This window comes from Pseudoalteromonas sp. OOF1S-7, assembly GCF_022347765.1.
Classification (GTDB): Bacteria; Pseudomonadota; Gammaproteobacteria; order Enterobacterales; family Alteromonadaceae; genus Pseudoalteromonas.
Genome location: NZ_JAKRFZ010000026.1, coordinates 41,867 through 57,807, shown reverse-complemented (window position 1 = coordinate 57,807; position 15,941 = coordinate 41,867). Strand labels below are relative to the sequence as shown.

At 47.2% G+C, this 15,941-nt stretch carries 15 protein-coding genes and 1 pseudogene; 15 read left to right on the top strand and 1 reads right to left on the bottom strand.

The window, feature by feature from the left end:
• The first annotated feature begins 663 nt into the window (after positions 1–663).
• From lexA to MHN33_RS22885, 5 genes and pseudogenes are all read left to right on the top strand, one after another.
• On the top strand, positions 664–1,272 hold the full coding sequence (gene lexA, locus MHN33_RS22905; protein ID WP_239401684.1) for a transcriptional repressor LexA: 609 nt from the start codon (positions 664–666) through the stop codon (positions 1,270–1,272).
• 332 nt (positions 1,273–1,604) lie between these two features.
• A complete protein-coding gene (gene coxB / locus MHN33_RS22900) occupies positions 1,605–2,717 on the top strand; it encodes a cytochrome c oxidase subunit II (protein WP_239401698.1) in 1,113 nt (370 codons plus the stop codon).
• Positions 2,714–4,306, top strand: coding sequence for a cytochrome c oxidase subunit I (ctaD, locus tag MHN33_RS22895; RefSeq protein ID WP_239401682.1), 1,593 nt, complete (start codon positions 2,714–2,716; stop codon positions 4,304–4,306). Before coxB ends, ctaD begins: the two co-directional genes overlap by 4 nt.
• Positions 4,306–4,830: pseudogene (locus MHN33_RS22890) on the top strand (cytochrome c oxidase assembly protein); the annotation flags it as partial. The gene ctaD and the pseudogene MHN33_RS22890, both read left to right, overlap by 1 nt.
• Positions 4,831–4,945: 115 nt before the next feature.
• The gene (locus MHN33_RS22885; protein WP_239401680.1) at positions 4,946–5,809 is read left to right on the top strand and encodes a cytochrome c oxidase subunit 3; all 864 of its coding nucleotides are present in this window, start codon (positions 4,946–4,948) and stop codon (positions 5,807–5,809) included.
• On the opposite strand, the gene MHN33_RS22880 is transcribed toward MHN33_RS22885, so the two are convergent.
• Positions 5,709–6,017, bottom strand: coding sequence for a DUF2909 domain-containing protein (locus MHN33_RS22880; protein ID WP_239401678.1), 309 nt, complete (start codon positions 6,015–6,017; stop codon positions 5,709–5,711). The two genes, MHN33_RS22885 and MHN33_RS22880, sit on opposite strands and share 101 nt — an antisense overlap.
• 20 nt (positions 6,018–6,037) lie before the next feature.
• Here MHN33_RS22880 and MHN33_RS22875 point away from each other — a divergent pair, with 20 nt between their 5' ends.
• The 10 genes from MHN33_RS22875 to MHN33_RS22830 all read left to right on the top strand — a co-directional run bounded on the left by MHN33_RS22875 (position 6,038) and on the right by MHN33_RS22830 (position 15,853).
• The gene (locus MHN33_RS22875) at positions 6,038–6,754 is read left to right on the top strand and encodes an SURF1 family protein (protein WP_239401676.1); all 717 of its coding nucleotides are present in this window, start codon (positions 6,038–6,040) and stop codon (positions 6,752–6,754) included.
• Positions 6,744–7,244, top strand: a complete 501-nt coding sequence (locus MHN33_RS22870) for a transmembrane cytochrome oxidase associated protein (protein ID WP_239401675.1) — start codon at positions 6,744–6,746, stop codon at positions 7,242–7,244. The genes MHN33_RS22875 and MHN33_RS22870 overlap by 11 nt, the downstream gene beginning before the upstream one ends.
• Positions 7,241–8,233 (top strand): COX15/CtaA family protein, encoded by a 993-nt coding sequence (locus MHN33_RS22865; RefSeq protein WP_239401673.1) that lies wholly within the window; start codon positions 7,241–7,243, stop codon positions 8,231–8,233. The genes MHN33_RS22870 and MHN33_RS22865 overlap by 4 nt, the downstream gene beginning before the upstream one ends.
• 3 nt (positions 8,234–8,236) lie before the next feature.
• Positions 8,237–9,142, top strand: coding sequence for a heme o synthase (gene cyoE, locus MHN33_RS22860; protein WP_239401671.1), 906 nt, complete (start codon positions 8,237–8,239; stop codon positions 9,140–9,142).
• Entirely contained in the window at positions 9,139–9,741 is a 603-nt protein-coding gene (locus MHN33_RS22855) for an SCO family protein (protein WP_239401670.1), read from the top strand. Before cyoE ends, MHN33_RS22855 begins: the two co-directional genes overlap by 4 nt.
• Positions 9,742–9,865: 124 nt before the next feature.
• Positions 9,866–10,138, top strand: coding sequence for an STAS domain-containing protein (locus MHN33_RS22850; protein ID WP_239401668.1), 273 nt, complete (start codon positions 9,866–9,868; stop codon positions 10,136–10,138).
• 9 nt (positions 10,139–10,147) lie between these two features.
• Positions 10,148–10,510 (top strand): response regulator, encoded by a 363-nt coding sequence (locus tag MHN33_RS22845; RefSeq protein ID WP_046007072.1) that lies wholly within the window; start codon positions 10,148–10,150, stop codon positions 10,508–10,510.
• An 18-nt stretch (positions 10,511–10,528) separates the two neighbouring features.
• Positions 10,529–12,652 (top strand): chemotaxis protein CheA, encoded by a 2,124-nt coding sequence (locus tag MHN33_RS22840; protein ID WP_239401666.1) that lies wholly within the window; start codon positions 10,529–10,531, stop codon positions 12,650–12,652.
• Positions 12,649–13,164, top strand: coding sequence for a chemotaxis protein CheW (locus tag MHN33_RS22835; RefSeq protein ID WP_239401664.1), 516 nt, complete (start codon positions 12,649–12,651; stop codon positions 13,162–13,164). The genes MHN33_RS22840 and MHN33_RS22835 overlap by 4 nt, the downstream gene beginning before the upstream one ends.
• A 1-nt stretch (position 13,165) precedes the next feature.
• The gene (locus MHN33_RS22830) at positions 13,166–15,853 is read left to right on the top strand and encodes a methyl-accepting chemotaxis protein (protein WP_239401696.1); all 2,688 of its coding nucleotides are present in this window, start codon (positions 13,166–13,168) and stop codon (positions 15,851–15,853) included.
• Positions 15,854–15,941: the final 88 nt, after the last annotated feature.

Sequence of the window (15,941 nt, the reverse complement as noted above, 5' to 3'; positions counted from 1 at the left end):
TAGGAGGCATTTTGGAACCACCTGACTGGAAGGCCAGCCCCGCCCATGCCGAACTCAGTAGTGAAACGAAATAGCGCCGATGATAGTGTGGGGTTTCCCATGTGAAAGTAGGACATCGCCAGGGCCTAATTAGAGGTCGACGAAAGACATTCATCCATGAATATCATCGACATTCGTACCTCCTGTACATCAAAGCCCGATTCGAAAGAGTCGGGCTTTTTTGCGTTTGGGTTAATCATACCATCGCTAACTGAACAACCTTTGGACACACTTCCCTGTGGAGGGCTCCCGGCTCGGCGTCCATGCCTCGCGTTCATTGCGCTGCGAAGCGGTGCTTCGGTCGCAATTCACCCTTGCGCAAAGTAAATGTACTCGCGTTGCTCGCAGTCATTGTACTTTGCACTTAATTCATCCATGAGGGTGGGTGGATGGTGAAGCACCTAGCAGAGCAACTTTTTGATACACCTTCTTGTGGAGAGCGTGGTGGAGTCTACAACCAATGACGTTGAGTTGGACAGGCGCAGGTTAGCGTTCTCATAGGTATATGATAAGTATCAGCGAAGGTAATTAACGGTGAGTTGACACTTGAAGTAGAATAACCGTTGCGAAAAAATGATAACTGTATATACTCACAGTAAATGCACTGTATGGAAAACCAGTTATATGCGACCACTCACGAAACGACAAGAACAAGTTCTTGAACTCATAAAAGTTTTCATTAAGGACACTGGCATGCCTCCGACTCGTGCCGAGATTGCTGAGTCACTTGGGTTTCGCAGTGCAAATGCTGCTGAGGAGCATTTGAAGGCGTTAGCGAAAAAAGGTGTCATAGAAATGGTGCCAGGTGCAAGCCGCGGTATTCGACTGGTGGAAGATGAGCCTGAACAGCTTGGCTTGCCGTTAGTTGGTCGTGTTGCAGCTGGCGAGCCGATACTTGCTCAGGAGCACATAGAGAGTCACTGTGCGGTCGACCCTGCGATGTTTCATCCTGCTGCTGACTACCTGCTACGGGTTAATGGTATGAGTATGAAGAACATCGGGATCATGGATGGAGACTTGCTCGCTGTCCACCGTACTCAGGTGGTCAACAATGGGCAGGTGGTTGTAGCGCGTGTTGAAGAAGATGTTACGGTTAAGCGATTTGAAAAATTGGGTAAAAAAGTCTACTTACATGCAGAAAACGAAGACTTCGCACCCATTGAAGTGGACCTGGAGCAGCAAAGTTTTTCAGTAGAAGGTCTTGCTGTTGGGGTGATCCGAGGCGATATATAATTATTTTCCAGCTGCAGCCCGGTATCTCTTTACCGGGCTATTTTTACTTCTTGTAAACACATCTAGATAACCATATCTCAGGCGCTTAGAGTTGAGTGACCCCTAACAAACAGCTATTTTTCAATTGTTTCCCTCTCCTTAAAAACAAAATGAGTACCGAGCAAAAACTTGCTAAACGGGTAAATTTTGACTAGTTGTTAAATGGTCGTGCAGTACTCATGGGATAACCCAAGTGAAATGACAGTCATCCGATAATAAGAACCGTTGCTTCTCACACTTGAGGCAATCGAGGGAGACGTCTAATGAAAATAGCGAAACTCATCACAATTGCGATGTGTTTACTGGTCAATATGTTCGCGTTCGCAAGCGACTATAATATGCGTACAGGTGTTACTGACATCAGTAATCAGGTTTATCAGTTACACATGACCATATTCTGGATCTGTTGCGTGATTGGACTGATCGTCTTTTCTGTCATGTTTTGGGCACTGATCCATCATCGGCGCTCTAAAGGTGCTGAGCCTGCACAATTTCACGAAAGTACTAAGGTCGAAATCCTCTGGACCGCCATTCCATTCTTAATTCTGGTTGCTATGGCAGTGCCTGCAACAAAAACCCTGATTGCGATGGAAGATACTGACAAGGCGGATCTGACAATTAAAGTGACTGGTTCACAATGGAAGTGGCATTACGAGTATCTGGGACATGATGTTGATTTCTACTCTCTGATGTCGACTCCCAGAGCTCAGATAGACAACATGGAGAGTAAAACCGAACACTATTTACTAGAAGTCGATAAACCTTTGGTAATTCCTACTGGTAAGAAAGTGCGGTTTTTGCTGACCTCTGACGATGTGATTCATTCCTGGTGGGTACCTGATTTTGCAGTAAAAAAAGATGCTAATCCTGGTTTCATTAATGAGGCATGGACGAATGTGAACGAGCCCGGCACCTATCGGGGTCAGTGTGCTGAGCTGTGCGGTAAAGATCATGGCTTTATGCCCGTTGTAGTAGAAGCAAAGCCTGAAGCAGAGTTTCAGGCGTGGCTTGCTAACGAAAAAGCGCAAAACGTACTCGCTGCGCAGCAGGAGGCTGCGTTACTGGAGCAGACGCTTAGCAAAGAAGAGTTGATGACGACCGGCGAGCGCGTTTACATGGCTTACTGTGCGGCGTGTCACCAGCCTACAGGATTGGGTTTGCAAGGTGTTTTTCCTGCATTGAAAGGCAGCCCAATGGTTACCGGAGATTTGCAGGCACACATAGAAATCATCATGGAAGGGCGTCCGGGTACTGCGATGCAAGCCTTTGCAAAGCAATTATCGTTAAAAGAAGTCGCTGGAGTTATTACTTATAAAAGAAATAGTTGGGGGAATGATACCGGAGAAGTCATTCAACCTAGTCAGATACAAGCTTACCTTGACGACAAACAGGAGAAAGCCAAATGACTTCGAGTACACAGCAGGCTGCTCATGAGCAAGAGCACGACCACCACGGTCCGGCATCCGGCATCAAGCGTTGGCTTTTTACGACTAACCATAAAGATATAGGGTCGTTGTATTTACTGTTTTCTCTATTGATGTTCCTAATCGGTGGCGGTATGGCCATGGTGATCCGGGCAGAGCTGTTCCAGCCAGGGCTTCAGCTTGTAGATCCCCACTTCTTTAATCAGATGACGACAGTACATGGTTTGATCATGGTGTTTGGTGCCGTAATGCCGGCCTTTACTGGGCTTGCAAACTGGATGGTGCCCATGATGATAGGTGCGCCCGATATGGCGTTGCCGAGGATGAACAACTGGAGCTTTTGGATCTTACCATTCGCTTTTCTGATACTACTCTCCTCATTATTTATGGAAGGCGGTGGCCCGGCGTTTGGTTGGACTTTTTATGCGCCGCTTTCCACTACTTACAGCAACGACAACACAGCTTTATTCGTCTTTGCCGTTCATATCATGGGAGTCAGTTCAATAATGGGGGCTATTAATGTCATCGTGACCATAGTCAACATGCGAGCGCCGGGCATGACATGGATGAAGTTACCCTTATTTGTCTGGACCTGGTTAATCACCGCATTTTTACTGATTGCTGTGATGCCTGTACTGGCTGGAGCAGTGACTATGGTATTGACAGATAAGTACTTTGGAACGAGCTTCTTTGATGCTGCTGGCGGGGGTGACCCAGTGATGTTCCAGCATATTTTTTGGTTCTTTGGTCATCCTGAAGTATACATCATGATATTACCGGCATTCGGTGTGATCTCTACGATAGTGCCCACCTTCTCGAGGAAAAAGCTGTTTGGATATGCATCCATGGTATATGCAACCTCCTCCATAGCATTGTTGTCTTTCATTGTATGGGCCCATCATATGTTTACCACCGGTATGCCGTTGGCCGGTGAGCTCTTTTTTATGTATGCGACTATGCTTATCTCTGTACCGACCGGTGTTAAGGTCTTCAATTGGGTAGCTACAATGTGGCGTGGCTCTATTAGCTTTGAAGTCCCGATGTTGTTTGCCATCGCATTTATCGTGTTGTTCACCCTGGGAGGTTTCTCTGGGCTGATGCTGGCAATTACTCCGGCTGATTTTCAGTATCACGATACTTATTTTGTCGTTGCTCATTTTCATTATGTGCTGGTCACGGGGGCTGTCTTTTCAATCATGGCGGCAGCTTACTACTGGCTGCCTAAGTGGACGGGCTATATGTACAGCGAGACCTTGGCTAAATGGCACTTTTGGTTGTCATTGGTCAGCGTTAATATCTTGTTCTTTCCGATGCATTTTGTTGGGCTCGCAGGAATGCCACGACGGATCCCTGATTACGCCCTGCAATTTGCAGATTTCAATGCGTTGATCAGTATTGGTGGCTTTGCCTTTGGTTTGTCTCAGCTGTTGTTTGTGGCTGTGGTATTCAAGTGTATAGCTGGCGGGCAGCGTGCGCCAGCCAAAGTGTGGGATGGCGCAGAGGGGCTGGAGTGGGATGTTGCCTCCCCAGCGCCTTATCATACTTTTAGTACACCGCCCGAGGTGAAGTAATGCATACCCCGTTACTGAGAAAGCTCGTGTTATTGGTGCTGGGCATGTTTGCATTTGCGTTTGCCTTGGTACCACTTTACGACGTGTTCTGCGATATCACGGGGCTCAATGGCAAAGTTGAACTGAAAGCCGCTGAAGCAAGCGAAGAGCAAGACTTAGCGCGCAAAGTTGATGTGAGCTTCACAACGCACACACAAGGGAAAGCGCCATTTAAAGTGCAGGCTGCGACCTACCAAGTCACAGTTACGCCTGGCACGTTGACTGAAGTGAGTTTTACGGCTGAAAACTTGAGTGGCGATGCTCGCATTATGCAGGCTATTCCATCAGTCTCACCCGGTAAGGCAGCCAAGTACCTGCATAAACTCGCGTGTTTTTGTTTTGACCAGCAGAGTATGAAGGCACATCAGAAGATGGCATTTACGTTACGCTTTTATGTCGACACGGAACTACCAACAGGTATTGGAGAGCTGACACTCGCATATACGTTGTATGACATTACAGACAGAAATGCGGCTAACCAAAATTTTCCTACGCACCCAACAACAAAGCAGCTAGGTGATTTTAGCCGCGCCGCAGTCGGAAGAGATTATGCTCACAGCATTCAGGTAGCAGTGTATCAACAAATACGAGGATTAAGTCATGGCTAATGGTTACGAAAAATATTATGTACCAGAGCAAAGCCCTTGGCCCATCGTGGGAGCCATTGCCCTGTTTGGGGTTGCCGTCGGGGGAGGGTTAACTGTGATGAAAAGCCCTGCTGGCCAATTTATTTTATACGCTGGTATTGGCTTACTGCTATTTATGTTAGCCGGGTGGTTTAGGCATGTTATTAGAGAGTCGCAGGGGGGCTTGTATTCTGAGCAGATGGATCGCTCATTCCGACAAGGAATGGCTTGGTTTATCTTTTCTGAAGTGATGTTCTTTGCCGCGTTTTTCGGCGCCTTGTTTTATGCTCGCATGTTTGCCGTCCCTTGGTTGGGTGGTGCTAGCAACAACGTAATGACACATGAATTACTTTGGCCGAGCTTCGAAGCTGTATGGCCACTGCTAAACACGCCAGGCGGAGACAAAACACAGGCTATGGGCTGGCAGGGTCTACCGTTAATAAACACCATCATTCTCTTGATATCATCTGTGACACTGCATTTTGCACACACTGCAATGGAACAAGGGCAAAGAAATAAAGTAAAGGTATTTCTAGGATTAACCATTTTGCTGGGCTTTGCTTTTTTGGTCCTGCAAGTTGAGGAGTACGTTCATGCTTATCAGGATTTGGGCCTAACCTTAGAGTCTGGTATTTATGGTAATACCTTCTTTATGCTCACCGGGTTTCACGGCATGCATGTCACACTTGGGGCTATTATTTTAGCGGTGGTGTGGCTTCGGGTAATGAAGGGTCACTTCACCGCGCATAGCCATTTTGCGTTTCAGGCTGGTGCCTGGTATTGGCACTTTGTAGATGTAGTCTGGTTGTGCTTATTTGTGTTTGTTTATGTGTTGTAGCGCCTGGAGCCGGGTTGAAGTTAAGCCAGCCCAACCCTTTGGCTAGTAGTATAAGCAGTAACACGCCGGCTGAAAAAAACACCCTTTTTCCCAGGAGTTGAGACATGGACTCATCAGAGTGAGTCCCTTTGAGCATAATGAACAAAGCTCGAAACAGGTTATAAATGATGCTGAAAAGCAAAACAATAATAATTAACTTGAGTAGCATGGCATATGACGCAGTTAAACATGAGTAGATTAAAGGTTAGCGCATATTGCTCAATTTTGGCAGTGAGTGTAGTGGTGTGTACATGTCTGGCACTTTCGGTGTGGCAATGGAAAAGAGCAGCCCAAAAGGAGTATCTTATTGAAAAACGGCAAAGTAACCAGTCACTGCACGAGTTTAATGCGCTTGAGGACTTGCAAAACCAAAGTGCGTTGGAAGGAAAGCAATACCGAGTGCGTGGCTATTTCGAAACGTCACGTTTGTGGTTGCTCGATAATCAGATATTAAGTGGCGTACCCGGTTATGATGTTGTCACTCTGTTTCGTCCTATTTACGGCGAGAAATGGCTGGTTGTCAACCTTGGCTTTATCCCGGCTGCACAAAGCCGCGCCGTTTTACCGCAGATTGAGCTCCCAACTGCGTTACAAACCGTCGACGTTGAATTCAAGATAGGTAAGTGGGCTGGCTTTACGTTAGCTGACCGGCCTGATCTGAATGCGGCTCAGCCTGAACTGATCCAATATCTGGATCACGCCTTTTTTGTTGCTCAGACACAGCGCCCGATAGCGTCTTCTCTGGCCTATGCGTCGCACCCGGTTGTGAGCGAGGTTCAGCCACACTATGAAGCCGTCGTTATGGGGCCAGATAAACATCGGGCTTATGCAGTGCAGTGGCTGTTGTTGGCGGTGGCGGCGGTGATTATTCCCTATTTTGCTTACAAAAGGAAGAATGATGAATAAGGTGCCCGGATTATTTTTAGCCTGCTGCGTGTTACCTCTGATCGCTGCATGGGTAGTGCTCTGGTCGGGATGGCAACCGGAGAGTACGACCAATCAGGGAAGCTTTTTGAGTCAGGAGGTCATACTGGATGTGCCTGAACAAGGCCACAATGCTTGGTTTATTGCGTTGAATCAGCCTGAGAATTGTGGCCAGTTGTGTCAGGGTCAGTTGGCTGTAATGGAGCAACTAACCGTCGCGCTGGGGAAACATCGTCAGCAAGTAGGCTTACTGTTGATAGGTCAGGGACAAAGTGAGGTGGCCGATGTTGTGCCTGAAGTTTCGACTTTGTCTCCGGGTGCATTTTATCTGGTCGATAAGCGCGGTCTGGTAGTACTAGAATATTTGCCGCAGCCGGACCAAACCGCCAACAGGGTGTTGCTTAAAGGCCTGCTAAAGGATTTAAAAAAGTTACTGTCTTACGAACGAAGCAGCTCAGGAGGCAAGCAATGACACAGGGGTTTAGAAGATTGGTGCTCATATCAGCGCTACTGGCGGCGTTGGTTGTAACATTAGGCGCGTATACCCGGTTGAGTAATGCTGGTTTGGGGTGCCCGGATTGGCCGGGTTGTTATGGCTTTCTCACTGTGCCCAATGAGTCACATGAACTGATGTCGGCGCAACAAAAGTTTCCTGGTAGTGAGGTACATCAAAAGAAAGCCTGGATTGAAATGATACACAGGTATTTCGCAGGCAGCTTAGGCTTGATAGTCGCTGCGATTTTTTTCATAGCGCTGCGTCATCCGAACTATAGTAAGCATATCAAAGGGTTGTCGACGCTGCTTGTCATATTAATCGTATTTCAGGCAATGCTGGGCATGTGGACCGTGACGATGAACTTACAGCCTCTCGTTGTCATGGGCCACTTGCTGGGAGGATTCACCATACTCAGTTTGTTAACTTTGTTGTGGCTGAAAGCTCGTCAGCCAGCGGCCGTCTTGATACCGAATGTCACTGGATTGAGGATTATGGCTTTGGTTGCACTGACGATATTGATACTGCAAATCGCACTGGGTGGATGGTTAGCCGCTAATTATGCTGCACCACATTGTCGGGGCTTGCCATTGTGTGAAAATGGTCAACTCTTTTCGTTGACCAGTTTATTTCAGTTACCTCATTCCTCTGCCAGCTACGAGTTTGGTGTGTTGCCATTTGAAACCCGACTTTCCATTCATCTGGTTCACCGGATCTGGGCGATGGTAACGCTGGTTGCAATCTTATTATTATGCTGGCGCTTGTACGGACAGATTGCTGACTCTCACATACGGCCTGTAATTGTATTACCAGCTATGCTGGTGCTTTGCCAGGTGCTACTGGGTGGGGCGATTGTACATTGGCAATTTCCGTTGTCGTTGACGTTGTTCCATAATGTGATGGCTGCACTTTTACTACTAAGTATGGTTCGGGTGTGTTATCTGCTGTTTTATCAATCGAAGGAGTAAGTTATGGCTATGAGCGTACATCAACTCGGATCAGCATTTCCCGATTTCTACGCAGGTATCAAGCCCTATCTGGCGATCACCAAAGCTAAGGTGGTCATGATGCTGGTGCTTACTGCCTGGGTAGGCCTTGCGCTTGCACCGGATACAGGGCGCACTCTGGTGCAACAACTAATGAGTTTGCTGTCAATTGGTCTCATCTCTGCGGCGGCTGCGGCGGTTAATCATATAGTTGACCGAAACAGAGACAGTAAGATGGCACGAACGCGCCACCGCCCTCTGGCGAGGCAACAACTCTGTGTATCAAAGGCTCTGCTTTTTGCAGCTTGCCTGGCTACTATCGGAACCACAGGTTTATTGGTGTTCAGTAATTGGTTGTGCACCGTGTTAACTCTACTGGCTTTGCTCGGATATGCGGTTGTGTACACTATGTTTCTCAAGCATATGACACCACAAAATATTGTCATTGGCGGGCTGGCAGGCGCTCTGCCCCCTTTGCTGGGGTGGGTTAGCGAAACGGGGAGTCTGGCTGCAGAGCCCTGGCTATTGGTCATGATCATTTTTGCCTGGACGCCACCGCATTTCTGGGCCCTGGCGATCGCTCGCGAAGCTGATTATGCCAGAGCAGGTACGCCGATGCTGCCTGTAACACACGGGATTCAATTTACTAAACTGTGTATGGTCGTGTATACATTATTGTTGGCGTTGATATGTGTACTTCCCTATCTGATAGGTATGGTCGGATATGTGTATCTGGTATCGGCAAGTACTCTTAACGGACTGTTTATTTATCTGATTGTACGGCTGTATGTTAATCATACGGTGTCGCAGGCGATGGGGGTTTTTCGTTTTTCTATCTGGTATTTACTGTTACTCTTTGTCTCATTGTTTGTTGACAGAGCGCTGATATGAGAAATTTTTTTCTTCTTTTTTTTATGGTCATGTTGTTTAGCGGGTGTCAGCCAGCCCCTAAAATATCAGAGTTTGCTGTACATTATGAGCAGCCTCGGATGCTCAAACCTTTTACTTTGCAAGATCAACATGGCATGCCGGTCACTGCCGAGCAATTAAAAGGGCAATGGAGCTTGCTATTTCTGGGCTATACACATTGTCCTGATGTGTGCCCAATGACTTTGGCTAAGCTCACCAATATTGCTGCACAGCTCGAGTCTTACCAGAACTTGAACGTCTGGTTTGTCGCGGTAGACCCGCAGCGCGATACGCAAGAAAAGCGAAAGCAATATATTGATTACTTTAATCCTGATTTTGTCGCAGCATCTGCGCCTCATAACATCTTATTCCCATTCGTGCGGGACATTGGTTTGATCTATGCCATTAATAGCAGCGACCAACCAGAGTATTATGTCGACCATAGTGCATCGATTGCATTAGTTAACCCACAGGCACAATTGGAAGCCATATTTAAACCCGAATTTAAGGTGGGTGAAGTGCCCGTTATTAATGAGGCTCAGTTGATTAAAGATTTTAAGGTGATTGTACCTGAGTACTAGCAAGTCCCGTAAAGTTACTGAATTTCATAATTAATTATTTCTTTTCCGTTATAAATATGGCAATTTCACGGTCACGGTCTAATCTATTCATATCAATAAGATTTGCAAGGAATGTGCAAGGCGCATGATTAAACTTCCCCCTGAGCTGGTTATAAACCAGGTTGAAGAACTGCATCAACAGTTGATGCTTGAGCTTGATGCTGGCCATGCTATTTCTTTAGACATCAGTGAAATTCAGCGTGCAGACACCGCTTCGATCCAACTGCTGTGTGCATTACAAAAATATTTGCTGGATATTGGGCAACATATTTCCTGGGTGGGCGAAAGTGCCGCGTTGTCTTCATCTGTTGAGAAACTAGGGTTAACCGAACTTTTATCTATCAGTAGTACGAATTAAGAGGTCATTATGAAAAAGATTTTAGCTGTGGATGATTCTGCTTCAATGCGTCAGATGGTTGGCTTTACATTAAAAAAAGCGGGCTTTGATGTAGTCGAAGCAAAGGATGGCAGTGAAGCGCTCAATCTGGCTAAGCAACAAGGGTTTGATGCTGTGATCTCGGATGTGAATATGCCTGTTATGGATGGTATTACCCTAATTCGGGAGCTGAGAAACTTGCCTGATTATAAGTTTACACCACTTCTGATGCTCACCACCGAGTCCGGCCTGGATAAGAAAAGCGAAGGTAAAGCCGCAGGCGCAACAGGTTGGATTGTGAAACCATTTAACCCTGAACAATTGCTGGCTGTGCTGAAAAAAGTCATTCGTTAACCCTCGCGAGGTGCTGCCATGAGTATCGACTTAAGTCAGTTTTTCGATGTGTTTTTTGAAGAAAGCTTCGAGGGGCTCGATGCGATGGAGTCTGAGCTGCTGAATCTTGAGCCTGGCAAAGAAGATCAAGAGACCATAAATACCATTTTTCGGGCTGCACATTCAATAAAGGGGGGAAGTGGTACTTTTGGTTTTACAGCGGTTTCTGATTTTACTCATGTACTGGAAACCTTATTAGATCAAATCCGTAACGGACAACGGCAGCTCACCGCAGAGCATGTCAATTTGCTGCTCAAGGCTGTTGATTGTTTGCGCGCCATGCTGACTGCTTTGCAAGCGCAACAGGAACCCGAACAGCAAGATGCAAACGAATTGAAACAACGCTTTGAAGCCATTCTGAACGGAGACAGTTGTGCTGATAACCGGGGAGACGAGAGCAGTAAGTTCGAGAACAAGTCTGAAGATCAGATGCATCTTCCCATAACTTTCCAGGTAGATTTCAAGCCGTTGCCCTATCTATTTAAAACGGGTAATGAGCCGCTATACATGATTGCCGAGCTCTCTGAACTCGGAGAACTGGAAACCCGGGCGCTACACGATGAGTTACCGAAGTTTAAACAGCTGACACCTGATGATTGCTATCTTTATTGGCGATTTTTTCTGACGACAACACGTGGAGAGGCGGCAATTCGCGAGATATTCGAATGGGTTGAAGATGATGCTGAAATCAGCATAGTGCATTGTGGCGGCCTGTTCGATGAGCCTGAAACTCATATTAAACAAGCTGAATCACTGCAAAGTGTTCAGGCTGAGCCGGCGTTACCAGTCGAGATAAATGCGCCCTCCCCAGCTGTTACGGAAGTTAAAACAGAGTCTGCGACGGGCAAAGACGCACGTAAAAATGCGGACCCCAGCACAACCTCTATCCGGGTCGGCATAGATAAAGTTGATTCACTGATCAACATGGTAGGCGAACTGGTCATCACACAAGCTATGCTTAGCCAGATAGGTGAGCAGGACATTACTGAATCCAGCATTGCGGCGCTGCAGGAAGGTTTGGCTCAACTGGCACATAATACCCGCGATCTGCAGGAAAATGTAATGCGAATTCGCATGCTGCCTATCAGTTTTGTATTCAGCCGCTTTCCAAGGCTCGTCCGCGATATTTCGCAAAAATTAAACAAGCAGGTTGAACTAAAACTGATTGGTGAACAAACCGAGCTGGATAAAACGGTAATGGAAAAGCTGTCAGATCCTATGGTACACCTGGTGCGCAACTCGCTGGATCATGGCTTGGAGACTCCCGAACAACGTATTGCGCAGGGTAAAGATCCCGTCGGGACGGTCACGCTGAATGCATTTCATCAGGGGGGCAACATTGTCATCGAGATTATGGATGACGGCAAAGGGTTGGATACAGATAAAATCCGTAACAAGGCCATCCAGAAAGGGCTGATCCAGGAGCTGGACGATCTCTCTGTTGACGAAATCAATGAATTGATTTTTATGCCGGGTTTTTCAACTGCGGACAATGTCAGTGAAATATCTGGCCGGGGTGTCGGAATGGATGTGGTTCGTAAGAACATTCAGGCATTAAATGGCTCTGTGGAAGTGAGTTCGCAAGCTGGTGTGGGGTCGACTTTTACGATTCGCTTGCCGCTGACTTTGGCGATTTTAGATGGTCAGTTGGTGCAGGTTGCAGAGCATACTTATATTATTCCGCTGATCTCAATCGTTGAATCGTTGCAAATTGACATTACCAAAGTCAGTAATGTCGGCAAGGGCTTACAGGTTCTGCGTTTGCGCGATGAGTACATTCCTATCTTGCGTTTGTATGACATTTTTAATCACAAAGGTGCGCGTGAAGAACTGGATAAGACCTTGTTGGTGGTAGTTGAAACCGACAATTACAAAGTGGGTATTCTGGTGGATGATTTATTGGCACAGCAACAGGTCGTGATCAAAAGTCTGGAAGCCAACTATCAGCGCGTAGACGGTATCTCAGGGGCAACCATTTTAGGAGATGGCACGGTGTCTCTGATAATTGACATCAGTGGTTTAATTAAGCTGAGCGGCTTAAGGCGACCTGGTTCTTCTGAGCTACTGGTGGACCTGAAAACGGATGAGGGTGTCCCGGCATGACAGATCGTGTGAACTTAAATCAGCAGCTAGTGCTGGATACCGAATCGGACGAAAAACAGTTTCTGACATTTATGATGGACGAAGAAGAGTATGGGATTGATATTTTGGCGGTCCAGGAAATTCGTGGCTGGGAGCCTGTTACGGTGATCCCCAACTCTCCGCCATTTGTAAAAGGCGCGATGAACCTGCGTGGGACCATTGTGCCCATCATCGATCTGCGACAACGATTTGGTATTACCCATATTGATTACGGTCCACTCACCGTGGTGATAGTGGTGTCGGTGACACTGAAAGAACAAACCAAATTGATGGGCATTGTTGTGGATGCTGTATCCGATGTTTACAGCATCTCCGAAGAGAAGGCGAAAGATGTTCCAGATTTTCAGGACTCAGATAATGCGCAGTTTGTTCATGGTCTGGTCAATGTTGGGGAAAAGATGGTGGTGTTATTAAACTTAAGAAAAGTGCTCGATTTACATGACAAAAGTAGTGTTAAGAGCAACGGGGGCTGAGATGAATAGTCAGAGTATCCAAAGTAGTGTAAACAATAAAATCATCATAGCGGGTGTGATACTGGTGGTCAGCATCGTACTGGGGCTGCAGCTCGGAGGCACAGATTCTGAAAACATGAAGCTGGTTGCAGTGGCGCTACCTTTGTTTGGAGTTGTGGTTGCACTGGGATACCTAAGGATGGGGTTAGCAGCGCTCAGTGCCCAGCTTGGCTGTGTTTATCGCATATTGCCGCACATTTCTGTGGCGGAACAGGATGTATTACAGGGGTTAGATCTCACAGATTTTCCTGAATTATTTCAAGCCTTAAAGGTCTCAGATGATGAGCAAGAGCACAACGACCATACGCAAAGTTTATTGCTGGCGTTGAAAGGTTGTCAGGCCAATATTATGATGGCTGACGCTGATCTGAATATTGTTTACCTCAATGACTCCGTAAAATCTATGCTCAAAGTTAACGAGCAACAATTACAGCAGGACTTACCAGGGTTTAGTGTGGCGGGCCTGATTGGCACCAATATTGATTCTTTCCATAAGAACCCCAGTCATCAGCGTAACATTCTGGCCAATCTGCGTGAAACCTATCAGACCAGGATCAAGGTTGCCGGGCTCTCATTTGACCTCATTGCAACCCCGGTATTTGATGAGGGACATCGAATTGCAACACTAGTGGAATGGAAAGATCAGACGCAGTGGCTTGCTGCTGAAGCAAAACACAGAAACCTGGCAGAACATAATGCCCGAATTTCTCGTGCTCTGGATGTCTGTCAGGCAAATGTGATGCTGGCGGATGAAGATCTTAATATCGTGTATGTGAACGAATCGGTATTGGCAATGCTCAGACGCAACCAGGCCCAGCTGCGCACTGCACTACCTAGCTTTGATGCTGACTCTTTGATTGGTACCAATATTGATGTGTTTCATGAGAATCCGCAGCATCAGCGCGGATTACTGAGTAAGTTGTCAGATGTTTATAACACCGACATTGTGGTTGCGGGCTTTAATTTTGGATTGATAGCCACACCTGTTTTTGATCAAAAAGGGATGCGTATTGCCACTGTGGTTGAGTGGGAAGACAAAACCGAGCGTTTGGCTGCCGAGCAAAAAGCATTGAAAGCAGCCGATGAAAACCTTCGTGTGCGTTGTGCACTCGACAATGTACAAACCAATACCATGATCGCAGATTCCAATAACACTATAGTGTATATGAATCAGGCGGTGCTCGACATGATGAGAAACGCCGAATCGGATATTCGCAAGGATCTGCCAGACTTCGATAGTAATCAATTGATTGGGCAGAATATCGATGTATTCCATCGCAACCCGGCGCACCAGAGACGCCTGTTAGAGACCTTATCAAAGCCCTATCAGACAGAAATCAAAGTTGGCGGGCGTACCTTTGGCTTGGTCGCCAACCCCATAATTACGGATTCTGGCGAGCGAGCGGGCACCGTCGTCGAGTGGGACGATAGAACTGGTGAAGTCGCAATTGAGCAGGAAGTGAATACATTAGTCGAATCAGCCCGTACCGGTAATTTGTCAGTCAGACTGGATGAAGGTGATAAGCGAGGGTTCTATTTACGCCTTACCCAAGGGCTTAACGGCTTGCTGGAAAGCGTAGATGGCGCCGTGACCGATACCGGTAATATGCTAGATGCGCTCGCCAGAGGCGATCTCACGCAGCGTATTGAAACGGACTATCAGGGGGCGTTTGACAAGCTAAAACAAGATGCCAATAGCACTGCTGATAAACTGACCAATGTGCTAGAGCGGATCAGTGCTTCTGCCTCTTTGGTTGCGAGTGGTGCGGAGGAAATATCGCAAGGCAATGCTGACTTAAGCCAACGCACGGAAGAGCAGGCTTCATCGTTAGAAGAAACAGCTTCCAGTATGGAACAAATGACCAGCACGGTTCGTCAGAACGCTGACAATGCTAAGGTAGCCAATGAGTTGGCTGAAGAAACCAGTGAAAAAGCGACGCGCGGTGGAGAAGTTGTGAATCGTGCAGTAGAAAGTATGTCAGCAATCAACGATTCAAGTAAGAAAATCGCCGATATTATTAGTGTAATTGACGAAATTGCTTTCCAGACTAACTTATTAGCGTTGAATGCGGCGGTAGAGGCTGCACGGGCCGGCGAACAGGGGCGGGGTTTTGCCGTGGTTGCTGGCGAAGTGCGAAACCTGGCTCAGCGCTCAGCCGGTGCAGCAAAAGAGATCAAAGATTTGATCCGGGACAGTGTTAGTAAAGTTGAAGATGGTACGCTATTGGTTAATGAGTCCGGTGAAACGCTCAAAGAGATAGTGGCGTCCGTCAGACGCGTCACGGATATGATCTCCGATATTGCAGATGCATCGGTCGAACAGAGTTCAGGGATTGAGCAGGTAAATAAAGCGGTTACTCAGATGGATGAAATGACGCAGCAAAATGCAGCACTGGTAGAACAAGCATCAGCTGCGGGTGAGTCTATGGCGGAGCAGGCTAATGATATGCGTAATATGCTGAACTTCTTTAAAGTTGGAGAAGCGCCTGCGGCCCATCAGGCTATCCCGGATAAACCTCAAGCGACGAATGGTCAGGCCCGCTCGCCTGCCATGGGCTTGTCGGCACCGGACAGTCGCAGTGCGCGACCACCCATAGAAACCAAGGCCAATCGTTTTGCCGACGACTCTGAGGAGTGGGAAGAGTTTTAAAAGTTCTGGTTTGTTTGCACCCCTGTGGAGCTGTACCGCGTACCCAGTGTCAGCTCCGTTACAGTGACACGTCTTAACTCACCGGAAT

Excerpts from the sequence above, each read along its gene's own strand:
- MHN33_RS22830 (WP_239401696.1), top strand. The coding sequence starts at position 13,166 with ATGAATAGTCAGAGTATCCAAAGTAGTGTAAACAATAAAATCATCATA.
- MHN33_RS22880 (WP_239401678.1), bottom strand. The coding sequence starts at position 6,017 with ATGCTACTCAAGTTAATTATTATTGTTTTGCTTTTCAGCATCATTTAT.
- MHN33_RS22845 (WP_046007072.1), top strand. The coding sequence starts at position 10,148 with ATGAAAAAGATTTTAGCTGTGGATGATTCTGCTTCAATGCGTCAGATG.
- coxB (WP_239401698.1), top strand. The coding sequence starts at position 1,605 with ATGTGTTTACTGGTCAATATGTTCGCGTTCGCAAGCGACTATAATATG.
- MHN33_RS22875 (WP_239401676.1), top strand. The coding sequence starts at position 6,038 with ATGAGTAGATTAAAGGTTAGCGCATATTGCTCAATTTTGGCAGTGAGT.
- MHN33_RS22865 (WP_239401673.1), top strand. The coding sequence starts at position 7,241 with ATGACACAGGGGTTTAGAAGATTGGTGCTCATATCAGCGCTACTGGCG.
- MHN33_RS22850 (WP_239401668.1), top strand. The coding sequence starts at position 9,866 with ATGATTAAACTTCCCCCTGAGCTGGTTATAAACCAGGTTGAAGAACTG.
- MHN33_RS22870 (WP_239401675.1), top strand. The coding sequence starts at position 6,744 with ATGATGAATAAGGTGCCCGGATTATTTTTAGCCTGCTGCGTGTTACCT.
- lexA (WP_239401684.1), top strand. The coding sequence starts at position 664 with ATGCGACCACTCACGAAACGACAAGAACAAGTTCTTGAACTCATAAAA.
- MHN33_RS22885 (WP_239401680.1), top strand. The coding sequence starts at position 4,946 with ATGGCTAATGGTTACGAAAAATATTATGTACCAGAGCAAAGCCCTTGG.
- cyoE (WP_239401671.1), top strand. The coding sequence starts at position 8,237 with ATGGCTATGAGCGTACATCAACTCGGATCAGCATTTCCCGATTTCTAC.
- ctaD (WP_239401682.1), top strand. The coding sequence starts at position 2,714 with ATGACTTCGAGTACACAGCAGGCTGCTCATGAGCAAGAGCACGACCAC.
- MHN33_RS22840 (WP_239401666.1), top strand. The coding sequence starts at position 10,529 with ATGAGTATCGACTTAAGTCAGTTTTTCGATGTGTTTTTTGAAGAAAGC.
- MHN33_RS22855 (WP_239401670.1), top strand. The coding sequence starts at position 9,139 with ATGAGAAATTTTTTTCTTCTTTTTTTTATGGTCATGTTGTTTAGCGGG.
- MHN33_RS22835 (WP_239401664.1), top strand. The coding sequence starts at position 12,649 with ATGACAGATCGTGTGAACTTAAATCAGCAGCTAGTGCTGGATACCGAA.